The following is an 18,110-nucleotide window of genomic DNA, read 5'->3' on the forward strand; positions in this document are numbered from 1 at the left end:
TCGCCGGATCTGCGGAGCCGGCGAGCTGACTGCACATTCGACGCGAACCAAAACCCGCGAGCGGGCAGTATGGGGGCATGCGGATAGGCGTGCTGACCGGTGGTGGTGACTGTCCTGGCTTGAACGCGGTGATCCGGGCGGTGGTCCGTACCTGTGACGTCCGGTACGGCTCGACGGTCGTCGGGTTCCGGGACGGCTGGCGCGGCCTGCTCGAGAATCGTCGTGAGCAGCTCAAGAATGACGATCGCAACGACCGGCTGCTGGCCAAGGGCGGCACCATCTTGGGCACCGCGCGCGTCAACCCCGACAAACTCCGGGCCGGGCTCGATCAGATCAAGCAGACGCTCGAGGACAACGGCATCGACGTGCTGATCCCGATCGGCGGCGAAGGCACCTTGACGGCCGCGCACTGGCTGGCCGAGGAGAACGTCCCCGTGGTGGGTGTGCCCAAGACCATCGACAACGACATCGATTGCACCGACGTCACTTTCGGCCACGACACCGCGCTGATGATCGCCACCGAGGCCATCGACCGACTGCACAGCACCGCCGAGTCGCATCAGCGGGTGATGCTGGTGGAGGTGATGGGCCGGCACGCGGGCTGGATCGCGCTGGGCGCGGGGATGGCCTCCGGTGCGCACATGACGCTGATTCCCGAGCAGCCGTTCGATATCGAAGAGGTGTGCCGGCTGGTGAGACAGCGCTTCGTGCGCGGTGACTCGCACTTCATCTGTGTGGTCGCCGAAGGGGCGCGGCCGTCAGAGGGCTCAATGCAGTTGCGCGACGGCGGAATTGACGAGTTCGGGCATGTGAAGTTCACCGGTGTCGCGCAGCAGCTGGCCATCGAGATCGAGAAGCGGATCCGGAAGGAAGTCCGGACCACCGTGCTGGGCCACGTGCAGCGCGGCGGTACCCCGACGGCCCACGACCGGGTACTGGCCACCCGGTTCGGCGTCAACGCCGCCGACGCCGCGCACTCGGGTGAGTACGGGATGATGGTGTCGTTGCGGGGTCAGGAGATCGGCCGGGTGCCGCTCGCGGATGCGGTGCGCCAGCTCAAGTTGGTGCCGCAGACCCGGTACGACGACGCCGCCGAATTCTTCGGCTAGCGGTAGGCCGCCGGTAGCGGCATCCCGAGTGCGGACTCCACCGCGCGGAGCCGGGCCGGGTAGTCGGTGATGATGCCGTCGGCGCCGGCGGCGATCTGCGCGCGCATGGTGTCGGCGTCGTTGATCGTCCACGGAATCACCTTGAGGCCGAGGGCATGTGCGCGGTCGATGAATGCCCGGTCGGCGATCAGCGCGAACCCCGGGTCCTTCGGTGTCAGCCCGTAGGGGACCGAGTAGCCGGGAGACAGGATGTTCGCCCCGACCGACGCCGCCCCGGCGATCGGGTCACCGACCACCGCCGGATTCACGTCTGCCGTCCATGCCGAATTCGGCACCCACGTCGTCTCATCCCACAGCGCCACCAGTGGGATGCCGGGTTCCTGCTGGCGGACCAGGGGCAGGGTGCGCCAGTCGAAACTCTGGATCTCGACCTTGTCGACCTTGCCCGCGGCCCGGACGGTGCCGAGGATGACGTCGACGAATTGTTGTGGTGCCGCTGATGTTTCGGGCTTGTCGGCTTCGATCTTGGTCTCGATGTTGTACCGCACACCGGCGTGGTGCGCGTCGGCGAGCGCGAAGACCTCGTCGAGCGTGGCGATCTTGTTTCCGGTCACCACTTCGGCGGCCGGGAATCCGCTGAGCAGTTTGCCGCAGTTCAGGGTGCGCAGCTGGGCTCGGGTGAGGTCGTGCACGAGCTTGCCGACGTACGGGTACTGCGGGTCACCGGGGACGGCGGGGCCGGTGTCGGTGCATTTGTCGGGCTGGATGGTCGGGTCGTGCCACACCATGGGCGCACCGTCCTTGGAAAGGACGATGTCGAGCTCCAACGTGGTGACACCGAGCTCGATGGCCTTGGTGAACGCGCGCAGCGATTCCTCTGTGGTCTCGCCCCGTCCGCCGCGGTGTGCCTGCAGGTCGAAAGTGTCGGGAGCGGCCGTGGCGATGGGCACGGCAGTCAGGGCGAAGGTGGTCAGCAGGGCGCCGATGCGTGCGAGCATTCGCGGAGGTTAACCGGGCCGAGGAAATGGCCGGTGAACGAGGGTCACACCGCGGCGAGCTTGTGCACCTGCGCGTTGAACAACGAGACCAGCGGCTGGTCGCAGGTCTGCGGCTGGTCGGTGGTCGTCATGAGGCAGATGGCGGTGACCGACACCCCGCGGTACTGCCCGAGCACCTTGACGCTCAAGAACGGTGTCACCAGGCCGATGCGGTCGGAAACTGTCTCGCGAACGGTCACCGCCCAGGCGGGCAGGCCCTTGCGATTCGCCTGATGGTGGACGTCGATCACGAGCAGGTCGTTCAGCGTGTATCGCGTGCAGGTGCGGGCAGCCTCGCGGTAGTTCGGCCACTCGTACGGCAGTCTCAGCCAGACTGCCAGGGCATGGTGGGTGTCCTTCTTCAGCTGCACCTGAACCGACTGTCTGCTCGGTGCGCCGGCCAAGGGCACACAGAATTGCGGTGACACGTCGTCGGTTGTCGTCCGGGTGGCAGCGTTCTGCTTGGGTCCGTCGAGCGTGGCCGTCGGCCAATCGGGAAAGTCGCGCCGCCCGACCGCCATCGAGGTCTCGAGGTTGGTGATACCGGGGTCCAGGACCCGACGGATTGCGACGACGCCACCGGTGATCACGATGGCCGCCGCCACTATCGCGCCGACCACGAGCGCGGCGAACTTCCGATTCGTCGGCGGTGGGGGCAGCGGTTGACCGGTGCTCATGAGGCCGACACTACGATCAAGGCATGGCTGACGCAGACCTTCTCGACTACGACGACGTCCTCGCGACGTACGAGCCCGTCATGGGCATGGAAGTCCATGTCGAACTGTCCACCGAGACCAAGATGTTCTGTGGCTGTGCGAACCGGTTCGGTGCCGAGCCGAACACGCTGGTGTGCCCGGTGTGCCTGGGCCTGCCCGGGGCGCTGCCGGTGGTCAACGAGTCCGCGGTCGAGTCCGCGATCCGGATCGGGTTGGCACTGAACTGCGCCATCACGCCGTGGGGCCGGTTCGCCCGGAAGAACTACTTCTACCCGGATCAGCCGAAGAACTACCAGATCAGCCAATACGACGAGCCCATCGCCGTGAACGGTTACCTCGACGTTCCGCTGGAGGACGGCAGCATCTGGCGCGTCGATATCGAGCGTGCCCACATGGAGGAGGACACCGGCAAGCTGACGCACCTGGGCAGCGACACCGGCCGGATCTCCGGCGCCACCACCTCGCTGGCCGACTTCAACCGGGCCGGTGTGCCGCTGGTGGAGATCGTCAGCAAGCCCATCGAGGGCGCCGGTGAACGTGCTCCGGAGATCGCCCGTGCCTACGTGACGGCGCTGCGGGATCTATTGCGCGGCTTGGGCGTTTCCGACGTGCGCATGGACCAGGGTTCGATGCGCTGTGACTCCAACGTCTCGCTCAAGCTCAAGGGTGCCGCGGAGTTCGGCACCCGCACCGAGACCAAGAACGTCAACTCGCTCAAGAGCGTCGAGGTGGCGGTCCGCTACGAGATGCGCCGGCAGGCCGCTGTGCTGCAGGCCGGCGGCACCATCACGCAGGAGACCCGGCACTTCCACGAGGACGGCCACACCACGTCCGGCCGGAGCAAGGAAACCGCCGAGGACTACCGCTACTTCCCGGAGCCGGACCTGGAGCCGATCGCCCCGTCGGATGAGTTGGTGGAGCGGCTGCGCGGCACCATCCCCGAGCTTCCGTGGTTGGTGCGCAAGCGGATTCAGGACGACTGGGGCATCTCCGACGAGGTGATGCGCGACCTCGTCAACGCCGGCGCGATCGAGCTGGTGGCGGCGACCGTCGAGCACGGCGCGTCCAGCGAGGCGGCGCGCGCCTGGTGGGGCAACTTCCTGACGCAGAAGGCCAACGAGAGTGAAGTGACCCTCGACGAGCTGGCCATCACCCCGGCCCAGGTCGCCGCGGTGGTCAAGCTGGTCGACGACGGCAAGCTGTCCAACAAGCTGGCCCGGCAGGTCGTTGAGGGCGTACTGGCCGGTGAGGGCGAGCCCGAGCAGGTCATGAACGACCGCGGTCTTGTTGTGGTGCGCGACGATTCGCTCATCCAGGCCGCGATCGACGAGGCACTGGCCGCCCAGCCCGACATCGCCGACAAGATCCGCGGTGGCAAGGTTCAGGCCGCCGGCGCGATCGTCGGCGCGGTGATGAAGGCGACCAAGGGTCAGGCTGACGCGGCGCGCGTGCGCGAACTCGTCATCGCGGCCTGCAGCTAGTGCAGCACCTGCTGTTGCGGCGCGGGCGCCGTCGTCGGTCGCAGTGACGACACGCCCGCGACGCAGTAGCCCGCGATCACGAAACACACCGCGGCGCAGGGCAGATTGCCGGTCGGCGTACCGGCACCGGTGACGCCGTCGATGGCACCGGCGAAGTCCGGCAGTGCGGCCAGCCAGAGCACCGTGAAGGTGAGCAGGTACAGCACCCCGAACACCCGGACGTACTGACTGGGGTGCTGCGTCCCGACGCGGCGCGTGATCCGCCAGTCCTGCACCAGGATCGGGATCGCCACGAAGGTGAACACCGCGACCTCGACGCCGAGCACGGCGTACTGCGTTGCGCTGTGCCGGGCCGAGAGCAACGTCGGCAGGCTGAGCAGCCCCATGATGACCGGTGCCAGCACACTGATGACGGGGATGCGCCAGGCCAGTGACAGCCGGGCCGGCGGTGTGCCCGCCTCCACGCGGCGCCCGATCAGCACGTGCACCAGGAACGCGACCGCCGCGGGCCCGACCACTGCCAGGCTGACCCAACTGCTCACCGGCACGCAGCCGAGCGTCGGGTGGTTCAGCGGGTTCGCGGTGTTCCACACCCACCAGCGCAGCTGTGGCCCGAGATGGTCGAAGATGCCGTAGACGCAGCCGTGCACGAATCCGACGCAGATGGCGCCGATGAGCGCGCCGCGCCGTTCGAATACGCCGGTGGCGCGGACGATGTCATAGGCCAGCGTGATGGTCGCCGGGTACAGCGCCACGATGTACAGCGGCAGCCGTCCATCGACGAAATCGACGCTGAACACGTTGTGCACCAACATGACCCCGAGCCGGGTGCCGGCGAACAGGTCCGGTGGATGCCGGGGTAATTCGGTCACCAGGGCGTAGGCCACCGATGCCAGCCAGATCGCGATCCCGGTGGGGTCGCGGCGGACCCGCCGCAGCGCGTAGGCCAGCGCCAGGCCCGCGCCGACCAGCATCAGCAGCTCGACGACCGGCATGCTCCAGTGGGTGAGGGCCAGCGGGTTCCGCAGCTTGACCCAGGAATCGTCGTCGCAGGAGAAGCCCAGGTAGCCGGCCAGCCGAGCGAAGTCGGCCGGGCACGCGCGCATCATCGAGCGACCCTCATGTCGGGCGTCAATTACGTCTTGTCGTCGGTGCTACGCGGGAATCCGCCCTGCGGGAACAGCGGGAACACGACGTCGTCGAACTTCTCCACGTCGCCGGCCGTCTTGTTCACCGTGGCGCCCCAGATATTGCCGTCGGGGGAGAGCTCCAGCGCGAAGACGTGTCCGTGGGTGTCCGTGCGGAGGGCCTCGGGGTCACCCGTGACCGCGCCGGTTTCCTTGGCCAGCCGCAGCGCCACAGTCTTCTTGGTGTTGACCAGATTGACCATGACGGTGTTGTCGACCGCCACACAGCCGGCGACACCGGGACGATCGGGCCAGCTCCACACCGTGGACACCTTGGAGTCCTTGGTGATCTTCTGCAGCCGGTCGCCGGTGGGGGTGCGGTCGGTGACGTACAGCGAGCCGCTGGCCCCGTCGATGCACAGCCCGCCGCCGGAGCCCATGCCCGACAGTGCGGTGGTCGGCGGCGCCTGGCCCACTGTTGTCGGCTGCTCGATGCGCAGCAGCTTGCCCGCCAGCGAAGCCGGATCGGCTGCGGCGGCGGGGTTGCCGGCATCTCCGGTGAGCACCACGAGGGTGGTCGGGCTGCTGAAGATCAGCGCCCCGGTGTTGCCCGTGGGGCCCTTGGGAATCCCAGTCAGGATCGGCTTGGGAACGTCGCCGTCGGCGATCCGGACCACCCGGTTGTCGGTGGGCGTGGTGATGTACGCGTACATCAGCCGGTCCTGTTGGTAACTCGGCGAAAGTACGATGTCCATGAGACCGCCGTCGCCGGATGCGTCGACCGGGATCACCATCTTGACCTTGGGTTCCGCGTTCGTGGCGATGTTCTTGACCGCGCCGGTGACGCGCTCGGCGACGATTGCCGACTTGCTGTCGCCGCCCATGATCAGGCCGCTGGTGCTCTCCAGGCAGCCCTGCATCACCGCCGGTGCCGGGCACGCCTTCGGGAACGGGTTCGGCGGCAACGGCGGCGGAGGCGGCGGGGTCGAGCTCGGCGCCCCACCGAGCTCGGGCTCGATGGTGAACGGCTCAGATGCGGCCGAATCGAAACGGGCGCAGCCCTGCAGTGCCAGCAAAGCGATGGCGCACAACGCCAGAACCCGTCGAGCGGGTGCAGCACCAACACGCTCAGGCCGGCGTTCGGGCCTCGTCAGCGCAGTCCGCGTCGACCGCCGCAATGTCATGCCCGCCAGGTTACGGACTGTTCGACGGTGCTCGCCACGTCGGGGCCGCGCGCCGGGCCGGGCAAATCCGGTGAACAACCGGGTCAAACCACCGTTTAAATCCACGGTCAGCAGCGCAATTGCACTTACCCTGGCAACTATGACCAGTACTTCCCATGAGTCGCGTGCATGGCAACGGCCCGACGAGTCGGCCGCCAAGCCCGCGTCGGCACGCCTGGTCGATCCCGAAGACGACCTGCCCATCACGACCTACCGTGGCGATAGCGGCGAGACCGCGGCAACCACGGCCATTCCGCGGTTCGACACCGCATCGCCAGACGATGTCACGGAGGTGACATCCGCATCGTCCTCGTCGCCGTCCTCGATGGCGTTCGATCTCATGCACGAACCCGAGCCGCTGCCGTACGTGCAACCCCGCGAACGGGGCTCGCAGCAGCCCGCCGAGCCTGCCGAAATCGAACCCGATCCCGAGACCGATGCCCGGGTGCGGGTGGCCAAGCGCCGCGGCACCCAGGACCTGGGGCTCTTGGTCTTGCGCGTCGGCCTGGGTGCCTGGCTGGTGGTCCACGGTCTGCAGAAGGCGTTCGGCTGGTGGGGCGGCCAGGGGCTGAACGGGTACGAACACGCGCTGGCCGCTGCCGGCTTCCAGCACGCCGGGATACTGACCTATCTCGCCACCGGGGCGCAGATCGGGGCCGGTGTCCTGCTGGTGCTGGGGCTGTTCACTCCGGTCGCCGCCGCGGTCGCCCTGGGTTACCTCGTCAACGCCCTGGCCGTGGAGGTGGCCGCACAACCCGTGCACGGCTACTTCCCGTACTTCCTGCCCGAAGGGCACGAGTACCTGGTGACCATGATCGTGCTGGCCGCGGCGCTGACCCTGACCGGGCCGGGGCTCTACGGCTTCGACGCCGGGCGCGGCTGGGCCCGCCGCCCCTTCATCGGGTCGTTCCTGTGCCTGCTGATCGGTGTCGGCCTGGGCGTCGGCGTGTGGATGCTGCTGAACGGATCAAACCCGCTGCACTGAGCGGGGCCGGCTCACTCGTTGTACGGGTTGGGCACGACGCCGCCGCTGGCCGCGGTCAGCACCGGCAGTGACGCGAACGTCACACCCGGCAGCCGCAAGTCGGTGCCGTCGGTCAATTCGGCCTTGGCCCACTTGGAGCCGTCGAAGCGCAGGCCCTTGATGTCCTGCCACGTCACCGTCCGGCTGCCGAGCAGCGACCGCGCGGTGACGCCCAACTTGTCGGCCACCGTGCGGTAGCGAATCACCATCGCCGACAACAGGATCGGGATGACGAGCAGCGCCGCGCACCAGGCCGGCCCGGCGAACACCAGGGCCAGCAGCCCGATGGCGAAGAACCCCACCGCCAGATGGGCGACCCCCGGGATCTTGATCACGACGGGTCGGGCTGCGGTCGAAGAGGTTCGGCGGCTCACGCCATCTATCTTCCCAGGCGGTGGGTCGGCGGGTTGCCGGGTGTATCCGGCTACGGAACTGATTTGACCTGCGCGCGCCGTGGGGACTACCGTCCTTGCTTATGCAGAACTCGGGATTGCTTGTAGTAACTGGGCGCGTTGGTGCGTGACCAGGCTGACTAAGCCGACTACAAGCATCGACGCGCAACCCTCGTACAGCCACCCACGCTGACGGGGGTTTTTTGTTTGCCCGAGAACGCCACAACCGCAACACGATCAAGAGGACAAGAGTGAGCGCACCCACCACGCGACCGCCAGAGTCGACGCAACAGCCCGACGGCCCCAGCGGCGCGGTCAACGGTCATTCGAAAATCGTTGCCCCGCAGCAGATGACCGGTGCTCAGGCCGTCGTCCGGTCGCTCGAGGAACTCGACGTCGACACCATCTTCGGCATCCCCGGCGGTGCCGTGCTGCCGGTCTACGACCCGCTGTTCGACTCGAAGAAGGTCCGCCACGTGCTGGTCCGGCACGAGCAGGGCGCCGGCCACGCCGCGTCGGGCTACGCGCATGCGACCGGCAAGGTCGGCGTGATGATGGCCACCTCGGGTCCGGGCGCCACCAACCTGGTCACGCCGCTGGCCGACGCCCAGATGGACTCCATCCCGGTCGTCGCCATCACCGGCCAGGTCGGCCGCGGGCTGATCGGCACCGACGCGTTCCAGGAAGCCGACATCTCCGGCATCACCATGCCGATCACGAAGCACAACTTCCTGGTCCGCAACGGTGACGACATCGCCAAGGTGATCGCGGAGGCGTTCCACATCGCGTCCTCCGGCCGGCCCGGTGCCGTCCTCGTCGACATCCCGAAGGACGTGCTGCAGGCGCAGTGCACGTTCAGCTGGCCGCCGGTCATCGACCTGCCCGGCTACAAGCCGAACACCAAGCCGCACAGCCGCCAGGTGCGCGAGGCCGCCAAGCTGATCGCCGCCTCGCACAAGCCCGTGCTGTACGTCGGCGGCGGCGTCATCCGCGGCGAGGCCTCCGCGGAGCTGCTGGAGCTCGCCGAACTGACCGGCATCCCCGTCGTCACCACCCTGATGGCACGTGGCGCGTTCCCCGACAGCCACCCTCAGCACATGGGCATGCCGGGCATGCACGGCACGGTGTCGGCCGTGGCGGCGCTGCAGAAGAGCGACCTGCTGATCGCTCTCGGCACCCGCTTCGACGACCGGGTCACCGGTCAGCTGTCGTCGTTCGCGCCCGAGGCCAAGGTGATCCACGCGGACATCGACCCGGCCGAGATCGGCAAGAACCGGAACGCCGACGTGCCGATCGTCGGTGACATCAAGAACGTCATCGTCGACCTGCTCGCGGCGCTGCGCCGCGATGGCGTGTCCGCCGACACGCTGGACCTGGCCGACTGGTGGACCTACCTGAGTGGCATCAAGGAGACCTTCCCGCTGAGCTACGGCCCGCAGAGCGACGGCAGCCTCTCGCCGGAGTACGTCATCGAGAAGCTGGGCCAGATCGCCGGGCCGGACGCGCTGTACGTGGCGGGTGTCGGTCAGCACCAGATGTGGGCCGCGCAGTTCATCAAGTACGAGAACCCGAAGACCTGGCTGAACTCGGGCGGTCTGGGCACCATGGGCTTCTCCATCCCGGCCGCGATGGGCGCCAAGTTCGCCCGCCCGGAGGCCGAGGTGTGGGCCATCGACGGTGACGGCTGCTTCCAGATGACCAACCAGGAGCTGGCCACCTGCGCCCTCGAAGGGGCGCCGATCAAGGTTGCGCTGATCAACAACGGCAACCTCGGCATGGTGCGGCAGTGGCAGACGCTGTTCTACGAAGAGCGCTACAGCCAGACCAACCTGTCCACGCACTCGCACCGCATCCCGGACTTCGTGATGCTGGCCGAGGCGCTCGGTTGCGTCGGCCTGCGCTGCGAGCGCGCCGAAGACGTCGAGGACGTCATCCGGCAGGCCCGCGAGATCAACGACCGCCCCGTCGTCATCGACTTCATCGTCGGCGCCGACGCCCAGGTGTGGCCGATGGTCGCCGCCGGCACCAGCAATGACGAGATCATGGCGGCGCGCGATATCCGTCCGCTGTTCGACAACGAGGATCAGGTCTAGTGGCTACTACTCACACTCTCTCGGTTCTCGTCGAGGACACTCCCGGTGTGCTCGCCCGCGTGGCAGCGCTGTTCTCGCGGCGTGGCTTCAACATCCAGTCGCTGGCGGTTGGTGCCACCGAGCAGAAGAACATGTCCCGCATGACCATCGTGGTCTGCGTCGAGGAGCAGCTGCCGCTGGAGCAGATCACCAAGCAGCTCAACAAGCTGATCAACGTCATCAAGATCGTCGAGCAGGAGCCGGACAACTCCGTCTCCCGCGAGCTGGCGCTGATCAAGGTGCGGGCCGACGCCAGCACCCGTGGTCAGGTGATCGAGGCGGTCAACCTGTTCCGGGCGAAGGTCGTCGACGTGTCGACCGAGTCGCTGACCGTCGAGGCCACCGGCACCCAGGAGAAGCTCGAAGCACTGCTGCGCGTGCTGGAGCCGTATGGTATTCGCGAGCTGGTGCAGTCCGGTGTGGTTTCGTTGGCGCGCGGCCCGCGCGGCATCGGCGCGGCCAAGTAACCGCTGACCCCGAGCAAAACTTCGAATAACAGAGCTTCAACAACAGATACAAGGGTAAGGAAGAGCAAGTGGCAGTTGAGATGTTCTACGACGACGATGCGGACCTGTCGATCATCCAGGGTCGCAAGGTCGCCGTCATCGGCTACGGCAGCCAGGGGCACGCGCATTCGCTTTCGCTGCGCGACTCGGGTGTGCAGGTCAAGGTCGGCCTGAAGGAAGGCTCGAAGTCCCGCGAGAAGGTCACCGAGCAGGGCCTCGAGGTCGACACCCCGGCCAACGTCGCCGCCTGGGCCGACGTCATCATGCTGCTGGCGCCGGACACCGCGCAGGCCGAGATCTTCACCAACGACATCGAGCCCAACCTCAAGGACGGCGACGCGCTGTTCTTCGGCCACGGCCTCAACATCCACTTCGGCCTGATCAAGCCCCCGGCCAACGTCACCATCGGCATGGTTGCCCCCAAGGGCCCCGGCCACCTGGTGCGTCGCCAGTTCGTCGACGGCAAGGGTGTGCCCGCGCTGATCGCCGTCCACCAGGACCCCAAGGGTGAGGGCCAGGCGCTGGCGCTGTCCTACGCCAAGGGCATCGGTGGCACCCGCGCCGGCGTCATCAAGACCGACTTCAAGGAAGAGACCGAGACCGACCTGTTCGGTGAGCAGGCCGTTCTCTGTGGTGGCACCGAGGAACTGGTCAAGGCCGGTTTCGAGGTCATGGTCGAGGCCGGTTACGCCCCGGAGATGGCCTACTTCGAGGTGCTGCACGAGCTCAAGCTCATCGTCGACCTGATGTACGAGGGTGGCATCGCCCGCATGAACTACTCGGTGTCCGACACCGCTGAGTTCGGTGGCTACCTGTCCGGCCCGCGCGTCATCGACGCCGACACCAAGGACCGCATGCGCGCCATCCTGAAGGACATCCAGGACGGCACCTTCGTCAAGCGCCTGGTCGCCAACGTCGAGGGTGGCAACAAGGAGCTCGAGGGTCTGCGCCAGGCAAACGCCGAGCACCCGATCGAGGTCACCGGCAAGAAGCTGCGCGACCTGATGAGCTGGGTCGACCGGCCGATCACCGAGACTGCCTAGTCTCCAACCGCCGACTGGCCAGTTATCGCACGCGATTCACGAAAAAGCGTGCAATAACTGGCCTTTCGGCATTTCAGGGCGTTTCGTCACCCCATCACGCTAAGTCGGGCCGGCGAGGTGTCCCGACGCCAAATTTCTACCCGCCCAGCCGGTCAGCGACCGAGACGACCCGTCGCGCCAGGTGGTCCAATGCCGCATAGGTGTTGTCGTCGAACTGGCGGATGTTGTCGTGGTTGGCCAGCAGGCTCACGCCGTACGGGTTGCCGTCGGCGAACTTGAGCGGGTCGGTGTAGCCGGGCGGGACGATGATGCCGCCCCAGTGCATCAGGGTGATGTACAGCGATAGCAGCGTGGTCTCCTGCCCGCCGTGCGCGGTGTTGGTCGAGGTGAATCCGGCGTACACCTTGTCCGCCAGAGCGCCCTGAGACCACAGGCCGCCGAGCGAGTCCAGGAACGCCCGCAGCTGTGACGCGACGGAACCGAAGCGGGTCGGAGAGCCGAAGATCACGGCGTCGGCCCAGACGATGTCGTCGCCCGTGGCGGTCGGAAGGTCTTTGGTTGCTTCGTAATTCGCGGTCCACGCCGGGTTGTGCGCAAACGACGCGGGGTCCGCGGACTCTGCGACGGGCCGCAACCGCACCTCGGCGCCCAACGATTCGGCGGTGCTCGCGACCCGCTGCGCCATGGAAGTGCCGTGCCCGGTCGCGGAGTAGAAGATCACAGAAAGCTTGGCCATGAGCCAAGCCAACACTATGGCGCGAGCGACGGCAGCGTCTTCACTCCGAATTCACGACGCAGCACGGTGCGGGCCGCATACATACCCGCCATGCCGTGCACGCCGGTGCCCGGCGGGGTGGCCGACGAACACAGGTATGCCTTGGGGATCGGCGTGGTCCACGGGTTGGCCCGCAGCGTCGGCCCGATCATCGCGGCCTTGAGCGTCGCGCCGCCGACGATGATGTCGCCGCCGACGTAATTGGCGTTGTGCTGCGACATCTCGGCGGCCGGCACCGCGCGGGCCGCGAGCACCAGATCGCGGAAACCCGGTGCGGCGTCCTCGAACAACCCGATGACGGTCTCGGTCTGGTCGACGGTCGAGCCCGCGGGCACGTGACAGTAGGTCCACAGCGGCCGTCGGCCCTGGGCGTCGATGCGGGACGGGTCGGCGAGGTGGGGCAGCGAGGCCAGCGTCATCGGGTGCTCGGCATGGCGCCCCTGCCAGATCTCCCGTTCGGCATGCGCCATCTGGGTCCGGGTGCCGCCGAGGTGGACGGTCGGTGACGATGCCATCCGCGGGTCGCGCCAAGGGATCTCACCGGACAGCACGAAGTCGATCTTGCAGACGCCGGGACCGAACTTGTAGCGGCGCAGTGCTTTTGCATAGCGGTCCGGAACGGCAGACCCGTAGATGTCGAGCAGGGCGGTCGGGGAGGTGTCGTAGATGACCACTCCGGCGGGCGGATTCGTCACGGGGGAGCCGGCGACGAGCTCACCGCCGTGTGCGCGCAGATCGGCGATCAGCGCATCGGTGATCGTCTGCGTGCCGCCGACCGGAACCGGCCAGCCCGCCGTGTGGGCGACGGTGCTGAGCATGATGCCCGCGCCGCTGTTGACGGGCGACGGCATGGGGTGGATGGCGTGCGCGCCGACGCCGGTGAACAGGGCCTGGGCGTCGTCACCGCGCAGCAGGCTCCACGCCGGGCTGCCCTGGGTCAGCACCCGCAGTCCGGCACGCACGGTGCTCGGCAGGTCGGGCGGCAGGGAACGCTTGTCGCCGAGGAAGAAGGCCAGGACGCCGTCGACGTGCTCGACCAGCGGGCCCAGCAGCCGCCGCCAGGACGAGCCGTGTTCGAGCTCCGCGCAGGTGCGATCGAGGGAGCGGTACGCGATGGCGGCCCGGCCCGAGGCCTTTCCCGTCGCTTCGCTCGCCCCGGCAGGCAGGGGATTGGCGTACGAGATCTCCGGGGTGACCATCCGCACACCGCGGGCGGCCAGGTCGAACTCCGCGAAGAAGGGCGACGCCACACCCAGCGGATGCACCGCCGAACAGACGTCGTGCAAAACGCCTGGGTATTCGGGGTCGGGGGCGGTGCGGGCACCGCCGCCGGGGGTCTGCTGGCCTTCGATGACCCGGACGGACAGCCCGGCGCGGGCGCAGATGACGGCCGCGGCCAGTCCGTTGGGTCCACTACCGACGACGGTGACGTCCACCACTTGATGGTAGTGACAGGCCGGGACAACCCAGATCAAGGCAACCGCGATTGGAAGCGCGGCCATGCCGCCCACTAGTCTGTGCGCGTGAGCCTTCCTGTCGTACTCATCGCTGACAAACTCGCCGAATCGACCGTCGCCGCCCTCGGCGACCAGGTAGAGGTCCGTTGGGTCGACGGACCCGACCGCGAAAAGCTGCTGGCCGCCGTGCCGGACGCCGACGCCCTGCTGGTGCGCTCGGCCACCACGGTGGACGCCGAGGTGCTGGCCGCGGCGCCCAAGCTCAAGATCGTCGCCCGCGCGGGCGTCGGCCTGGACAACGTCGACGTCGACGCCGCCACCGCCCGCGGTGTACTGGTCGTCAACGCCCCGACCTCGAACATCCACAGTGCCGCCGAGCACGCCCTGGCGCTGCTGCTGTCGGCCGCCCGCCAGATTCCGGCCGCCGACGCCACGCTGCGCGAGCACACCTGGAAGCGGTCGAAGTTCTCGGGCACCGAAATCTTCGGCAAGACCGTCGGCGTCGTGGGCATGGGCCGCATCGGCCAGCTCGTGGCGCAGCGCCTTGCCGCGTTCGGCGCGCACATCGTCGCCTACGACCCCTACGTCTCGCAGGCCCGTGCCGCGCAGCTGGGCATCGAGCTGCTGACCCTCGATGAGCTTTTGGGCCGCGCTGATTTCATCTCGGTGCACCTGCCCAAGACCAAGGAAACCGCCGGCCTGATCAACAAGGACGCGCTGGCCAAGACCAAGCCGGGCGTCATCATCGTCAATGCGGCCCGCGGTGGCCTCATCGATGAGCAGGCCCTGGCCGACGCGATCATCAGCGGCCACGTCCGTGGCGCCGGCCTCGACGTCTTCGCCACCGAGCCCTGCACCGACAGCCCGCTGTTCGAGCTGCCGCAGGTCGTCGTCACCCCGCACCTGGGCGCCTCCACCGAAGAGGCGCAGGACCGCGCCGGCACCGACGTCGCCGCGAGCGTGAAGCTGGCGCTGGCCGGCGAGTTCGTGCCGGACGCCGTCAACGTCGGCGGCGGTGTCGTCGGCGAAGAGGTCGCGCCGTGGCTCGACCTGGTGCGCAAGCTGGGTCTGCTGGTCGGTGCCCTGTCGCCGGCGCTGCCGTCCTCGCTGGATGTGCAGGTCCTGGGCGAGCTGGCGTCCGAAGACGTTGAGATTCTGAAGCTTTCGGCGATGCGCGGGCTGTTCTCGGCCGTCATCGAGGACCAGGTGACGTTCGTCAACGCGCCGGCGCTGGCCGCCGAGCGTGGCGTCGAGGCCACCCTGGGAACCGAGTCGGAGAGCCCCAACCACCGCAGCGTCGTCGACGTCCGCGCCGTGGCCGCCGATGGTTCGGTTTTCAACGTGTCGGGCACCCTGAGCGGTCCGCAGTTGGTCGAGAAGATCGTCCAGATCAACGGCCGCAACCTGGACCTGCGTGCCGAGGGCGTCAACCTGATCCTCAACTACGGCGACCAGCCGGGCGCCCTGGGCAAGATCGGCACCCTGCTCGGTGGAGCCGACGTCAACATTCTCGCCGCTCAGATGTCGCAGGACTCTGACGGTTCGGGCGCGACGGTCATGCTGCGGCTCGACCGTGAGGTGCCGGCCGACGTGCTCAGCGCGATCGGCGACGCCGTCGGCGCGACCACGCTGGAACTGGTGGATCTGTCGTGAAGCTCGCCGTCATCGCCGGTGACGGCATCGGCCCCGAGGTCATCGGCGAGGCACTGAAGGTCCTCGATGTCGTGCGGCCGGGTGTCGAGCGCACCGAGTACAACGTGGGTGCCAAGCGCTACCACGAGACCGGGGAGACCCTGCCCGAGGGCATGGTCGACGAGCTCAAGACGCACGACGCAATCCTGTTGGGCGCCATCGGCGATCCTTCGGTGCCCAGCGGCGTGCTCGAGCGTGGCCTGCTGCTGACCATGCGGTTCGCGCTGGATCACCACGTGAACCTGCGGCCGTCGCGGCTGTTCGCGGGCGTCGACAGCCCGCTGGCCGGCAACCCGGACATCGACTTCGTCGTGGTTCGCGAGGGCACCGAGGGGCCGTACACCGGCACCGGTGGTGCCATCCGCGTCGGCACTCCGCACGAGGTGGCCACCGAGGTGTCCACCAACACGCGGTTCGGTGTCGAGCGCGTGGTGCGCTATGCCTTCGAGAAAGCTCGCGCGCGGCGTAAGCACCTGACGCTGGTGCACAAGAACAACGTGCTGGCCTACGCCGGTTCGCTGTGGACCCGCACGGTCGACGAGATCGGCACCGAGTACCCGGACGTCCAAACCGCCTACATGCACGTGGATGCGGCGACCATCTACATGGTGACCGATCCGGGCCGCTTCGATGTGATCGTCACCGACAACCTGTTCGGCGACATCATCACCGACCTGGCCGCGGCCGTCTCCGGCGGTATCGGTCTGGCGGCATCGGGCAACATCGACGCGACGGGCACCAACCCGTCGATGTTCGAACCGGTGCACGGCAGCGCGCCCGACATCGCCGGTAAGGGTCTGGCCGACCCGACCGCGGCCATCATGAGTGTGGCGCTGCTGCTGACTCACCTCGGCGAGAACGAGGCCGCGGCCCGCGTGGACAAGGCTGTGGCCGAGCATCTTTCGACACGTGGCGACGCCAAACTGTCGACGTCGGAGACCGGCGAGCGGATTCGCAGCTTCCTGTAGTGCCGTGAACAGCATCGCCACCCTCACCAGGCAGTGCTGGCTGTTCGCCGTCGGCTCGACGTTCTTCGCCCTCGCCACGGTTCCCGGGTTTCCCTCGGTGGCCGGGGCGGGTGCGACGAACCTGCTGTGCTTCATCGGGTCATGGTTCTTCACCGCCGCGGCGCTCATGCAGTATGTGCTGGCGCCCCCGGGAATCCAATGGTGGTCGGCGGCAATCCAATTCATGGGCACCGTGCTGTTCAACGTCAGCACCGGTGCATCGGTGTGGGCGCACGCCGTGCTCGCCGAGCGACGCTACGTGTGGGCGCCCGACGCCGCCGGGTCGCTGGCCTTCCTGCTCAGTGGCCTGCTGGCAGTCATGGTCGTCGGTCTGTGGGCGCCGAAATCCGTTGACTGGCAGGCATCTTGGATCAACATGATGGGCTGCGTCGCGTTCGAGGTGTCGGCGCTGGCGGCTTTCGTCCGCACGACCGGCGTGACGGTCGACGAGTGGCTGGCGAACTTCGGGACCTTCGTCGGCGCATTGTGCTTCCTGGTCGCCGCCCTGATGGTGCGGCCGCGCCGGTCAGCGGCTTGATTGTCTGGTGGCCGCCAGGCTGCCGAGCAGCTTCAACCGGTCCGCTGTCGGTGAATTCGGTTCCGCCGTCATGACATAGAGGGTCAGTCCCGGATCGGCGGACAGTTCCAGCCCGTCGAAGGTCAGGTCGAGTTGACCGACGTCAGGATGCTTGAGCGCTTTCGGGCCGGACTGATGTGCCCGGATGATGTGTGCGCCCCACCTGACCCGGAATTCGTCACTGCGCGTGCTCAATTCACCGACCAGCTGGGTGAGCCTGTCGTCATACGGATCACGGGCCGCGGCGCCGCGGAGGATGGCAACGGCGTTGTCGGCCTGCTGGTTCCAGTCGACGAAGAAGTCTCGGGCCCGGTGGTCGAGGAACAGGAACCGGGCGATGTTGGCCTGGCCGTCGGCTCCGTCGATGGCGTCGCGGTAGAGCTCAGTGCTGACGGCATTGGTGGCCAGGATGTCGAGGCGGTCGTTGCTGACCCAGGCAGGCACGCCCACCATCGCATCGAGGATCTGCTGGACGCTCGGCCGAATCCTGGTGCTCGGTTTGCGTGGGGTACGCCTTGGCCCCTGGCTGACTCTGACCAGGTTGAACAGGTGCGCGCGCTCGGTCTCGTCGAGTTGCAGGACGGTGGCCACCGAGTTGAGTACGGAGTCGGATACGCCGCTGAGATTGCCGCGTTCCAGGCGGGTGTAGTAGTCGACGCTGACGCCGGCCAGCAGCGCGACTTCTTCCCGGCGCAGGCCGGGAACCCGCCGCTTGGCGCCGTAGTCGGGCAGGCCGGCCTGCTCGGGAGTCATCCGTGCGCGCCGGGACGTCAGGAATTCCCGGATGTCCTTGCGCTGGTCCACGCTTTCCA

17 protein-coding genes are annotated in these 18,110 nt (G+C 67.8%); 9 read left to right on the forward strand and 8 right to left on the reverse strand.

Annotation, left to right across the window (positions count from 1 at the left end; translation table 11 throughout):
- Positions 1–77 precede the first annotated feature (77 nt).
- Entirely contained in the window at positions 78–1,109 is a 1,032-nt protein-coding gene (locus tag A7G45_RS26690) for an ATP-dependent 6-phosphofructokinase (RefSeq protein ID WP_043393248.1), read from the forward strand.
- Here the strand turns inward: A7G45_RS26690 and A7G45_RS26695 are convergent.
- Positions 1,106–2,107 carry a glycerophosphodiester phosphodiesterase family protein gene (locus A7G45_RS26695; protein WP_260941384.1) on the reverse strand — a complete coding sequence of 334 codons (1,002 nt, stop codon included), beginning with the start codon at positions 2,105–2,107 and terminating at the stop codon, positions 1,106–1,108. The genes A7G45_RS26690 and A7G45_RS26695 overlap by 4 nt on opposite strands.
- A gap of 44 nt (positions 2,108–2,151) precedes the next feature.
- Positions 2,152–2,823: a hypothetical protein gene (locus A7G45_RS26700; RefSeq protein ID WP_260941385.1), complete on the reverse strand. Its 672-nt coding sequence runs from the start codon at positions 2,821–2,823 to the stop codon at positions 2,152–2,154.
- A gap of 23 nt (positions 2,824–2,846) precedes the next feature.
- Between A7G45_RS26700 and gatB the strand changes: the two genes are divergently transcribed.
- Entirely contained in the window at positions 2,847–4,343 is a 1,497-nt protein-coding gene (gene gatB / locus A7G45_RS26705; protein ID WP_260941386.1) for an Asp-tRNA(Asn)/Glu-tRNA(Gln) amidotransferase subunit GatB, read from the forward strand.
- Here the strand turns inward: gatB and A7G45_RS26710 are convergent.
- Both A7G45_RS26710 and A7G45_RS26715 read right to left on the reverse strand, forming a co-directional pair.
- Complete coding sequence (locus A7G45_RS26710; RefSeq protein WP_260941387.1) at positions 4,340–5,452, reverse strand: hypothetical protein; 1,113 nt, start codon at positions 5,450–5,452, stop codon at positions 4,340–4,342. The two genes, gatB and A7G45_RS26710, sit on opposite strands and share 4 nt — an antisense overlap.
- A 26-nt stretch (positions 5,453–5,478) precedes the next feature.
- Positions 5,479–6,654 (reverse strand): PQQ-dependent sugar dehydrogenase, encoded by a 1,176-nt coding sequence (locus tag A7G45_RS26715; RefSeq protein ID WP_197063755.1) that lies wholly within the window; start codon positions 6,652–6,654, stop codon positions 5,479–5,481.
- A gap of 139 nt (positions 6,655–6,793) precedes the next feature.
- Here A7G45_RS26715 and A7G45_RS26720 point away from each other — a divergent pair, with 139 nt between their 5' ends.
- The gene (locus A7G45_RS26720) at positions 6,794–7,678 is read left to right on the forward strand and encodes a DoxX family protein (RefSeq protein WP_260941388.1); all 885 of its coding nucleotides are present in this window, start codon (positions 6,794–6,796) and stop codon (positions 7,676–7,678) included.
- A gap of 11 nt (positions 7,679–7,689) precedes the next feature.
- On the opposite strand, the gene A7G45_RS26725 is transcribed toward A7G45_RS26720, so the two are convergent.
- On the reverse strand, positions 7,690–8,100 hold the full coding sequence (locus tag A7G45_RS26725; protein ID WP_260941554.1) for a PH domain-containing protein: 411 nt from the start codon (positions 8,098–8,100) through the stop codon (positions 7,690–7,692).
- Positions 8,101–8,360: 260 nt separating this feature from the next.
- Between A7G45_RS26725 and A7G45_RS26730 the strand changes: the two genes are divergently transcribed.
- The 3 genes from A7G45_RS26730 to ilvC all read left to right on the forward strand — a co-directional run bounded on the left by A7G45_RS26730 (position 8,361) and on the right by ilvC (position 11,790).
- Positions 8,361–10,202 (forward strand): acetolactate synthase large subunit, encoded by a 1,842-nt coding sequence (locus A7G45_RS26730; protein WP_043393266.1) that lies wholly within the window; start codon positions 8,361–8,363, stop codon positions 10,200–10,202.
- Entirely contained in the window at positions 10,202–10,708 is a 507-nt protein-coding gene (gene ilvN, locus A7G45_RS26735) for an acetolactate synthase small subunit (protein WP_260941389.1), read from the forward strand. The genes A7G45_RS26730 and ilvN overlap by 1 nt, the downstream gene beginning before the upstream one ends.
- An 80-nt stretch (positions 10,709–10,788) precedes the next feature.
- Positions 10,789–11,790: a ketol-acid reductoisomerase gene (gene ilvC / locus A7G45_RS26740; protein ID WP_260941556.1), complete on the forward strand. Its 1,002-nt coding sequence runs from the start codon at positions 10,789–10,791 to the stop codon at positions 11,788–11,790.
- Between the two features lie 136 nt (positions 11,791–11,926).
- Here the strand turns inward: ilvC and wrbA are convergent, their stop codons facing one another.
- Positions 11,927–12,526, reverse strand: a complete 600-nt coding sequence (wrbA, locus tag A7G45_RS26745) for an NAD(P)H:quinone oxidoreductase (protein WP_260941390.1) — start codon at positions 12,524–12,526, stop codon at positions 11,927–11,929.
- A 14-nt stretch (positions 12,527–12,540) separates the two neighbouring features.
- Entirely contained in the window at positions 12,541–14,001 is a 1,461-nt protein-coding gene (locus A7G45_RS26750) for a phytoene desaturase family protein (RefSeq protein ID WP_260941391.1), read from the reverse strand.
- Between the two features lie 87 nt (positions 14,002–14,088).
- Here A7G45_RS26750 and serA point away from each other — a divergent pair, with 87 nt between their 5' ends.
- From serA to A7G45_RS26765, 3 genes are read left to right on the forward strand one after another with little or no spacing between them, the layout of a single operon-like run.
- A complete protein-coding gene (gene serA / locus A7G45_RS26755) occupies positions 14,089–15,675 on the forward strand; it encodes a phosphoglycerate dehydrogenase (protein WP_043986588.1) in 1,587 nt (528 codons plus the stop codon).
- On the forward strand, positions 15,672–16,682 hold the full coding sequence (locus A7G45_RS26760; protein ID WP_043986587.1) for a 3-isopropylmalate dehydrogenase: 1,011 nt from the start codon (positions 15,672–15,674) through the stop codon (positions 16,680–16,682). Before serA ends, A7G45_RS26760 begins: the two co-directional genes overlap by 4 nt.
- Positions 16,683–16,686: 4 nt before the next feature.
- Positions 16,687–17,259: a hypothetical protein gene (locus A7G45_RS26765; protein ID WP_110789117.1), complete on the forward strand. Its 573-nt coding sequence runs from the start codon at positions 16,687–16,689 to the stop codon at positions 17,257–17,259.
- On the opposite strand, the gene A7G45_RS26770 is transcribed toward A7G45_RS26765, so the two are convergent.
- A complete protein-coding gene (locus A7G45_RS26770; RefSeq protein ID WP_260941392.1) occupies positions 17,248–18,102 on the reverse strand; it encodes a helix-turn-helix transcriptional regulator in 855 nt (284 codons plus the stop codon). The genes A7G45_RS26765 and A7G45_RS26770 overlap by 12 nt on opposite strands.
- Between the last annotated feature and the right edge of the window lie 8 nt (positions 18,103–18,110).

Origin of the sequence: Mycolicibacterium llatzerense, assembly GCF_025331195.1 — a bacterium.
Classification (GTDB): domain Bacteria; phylum Actinomycetota; class Actinomycetes; order Mycobacteriales; family Mycobacteriaceae; genus Mycobacterium; species Mycobacterium llatzerense.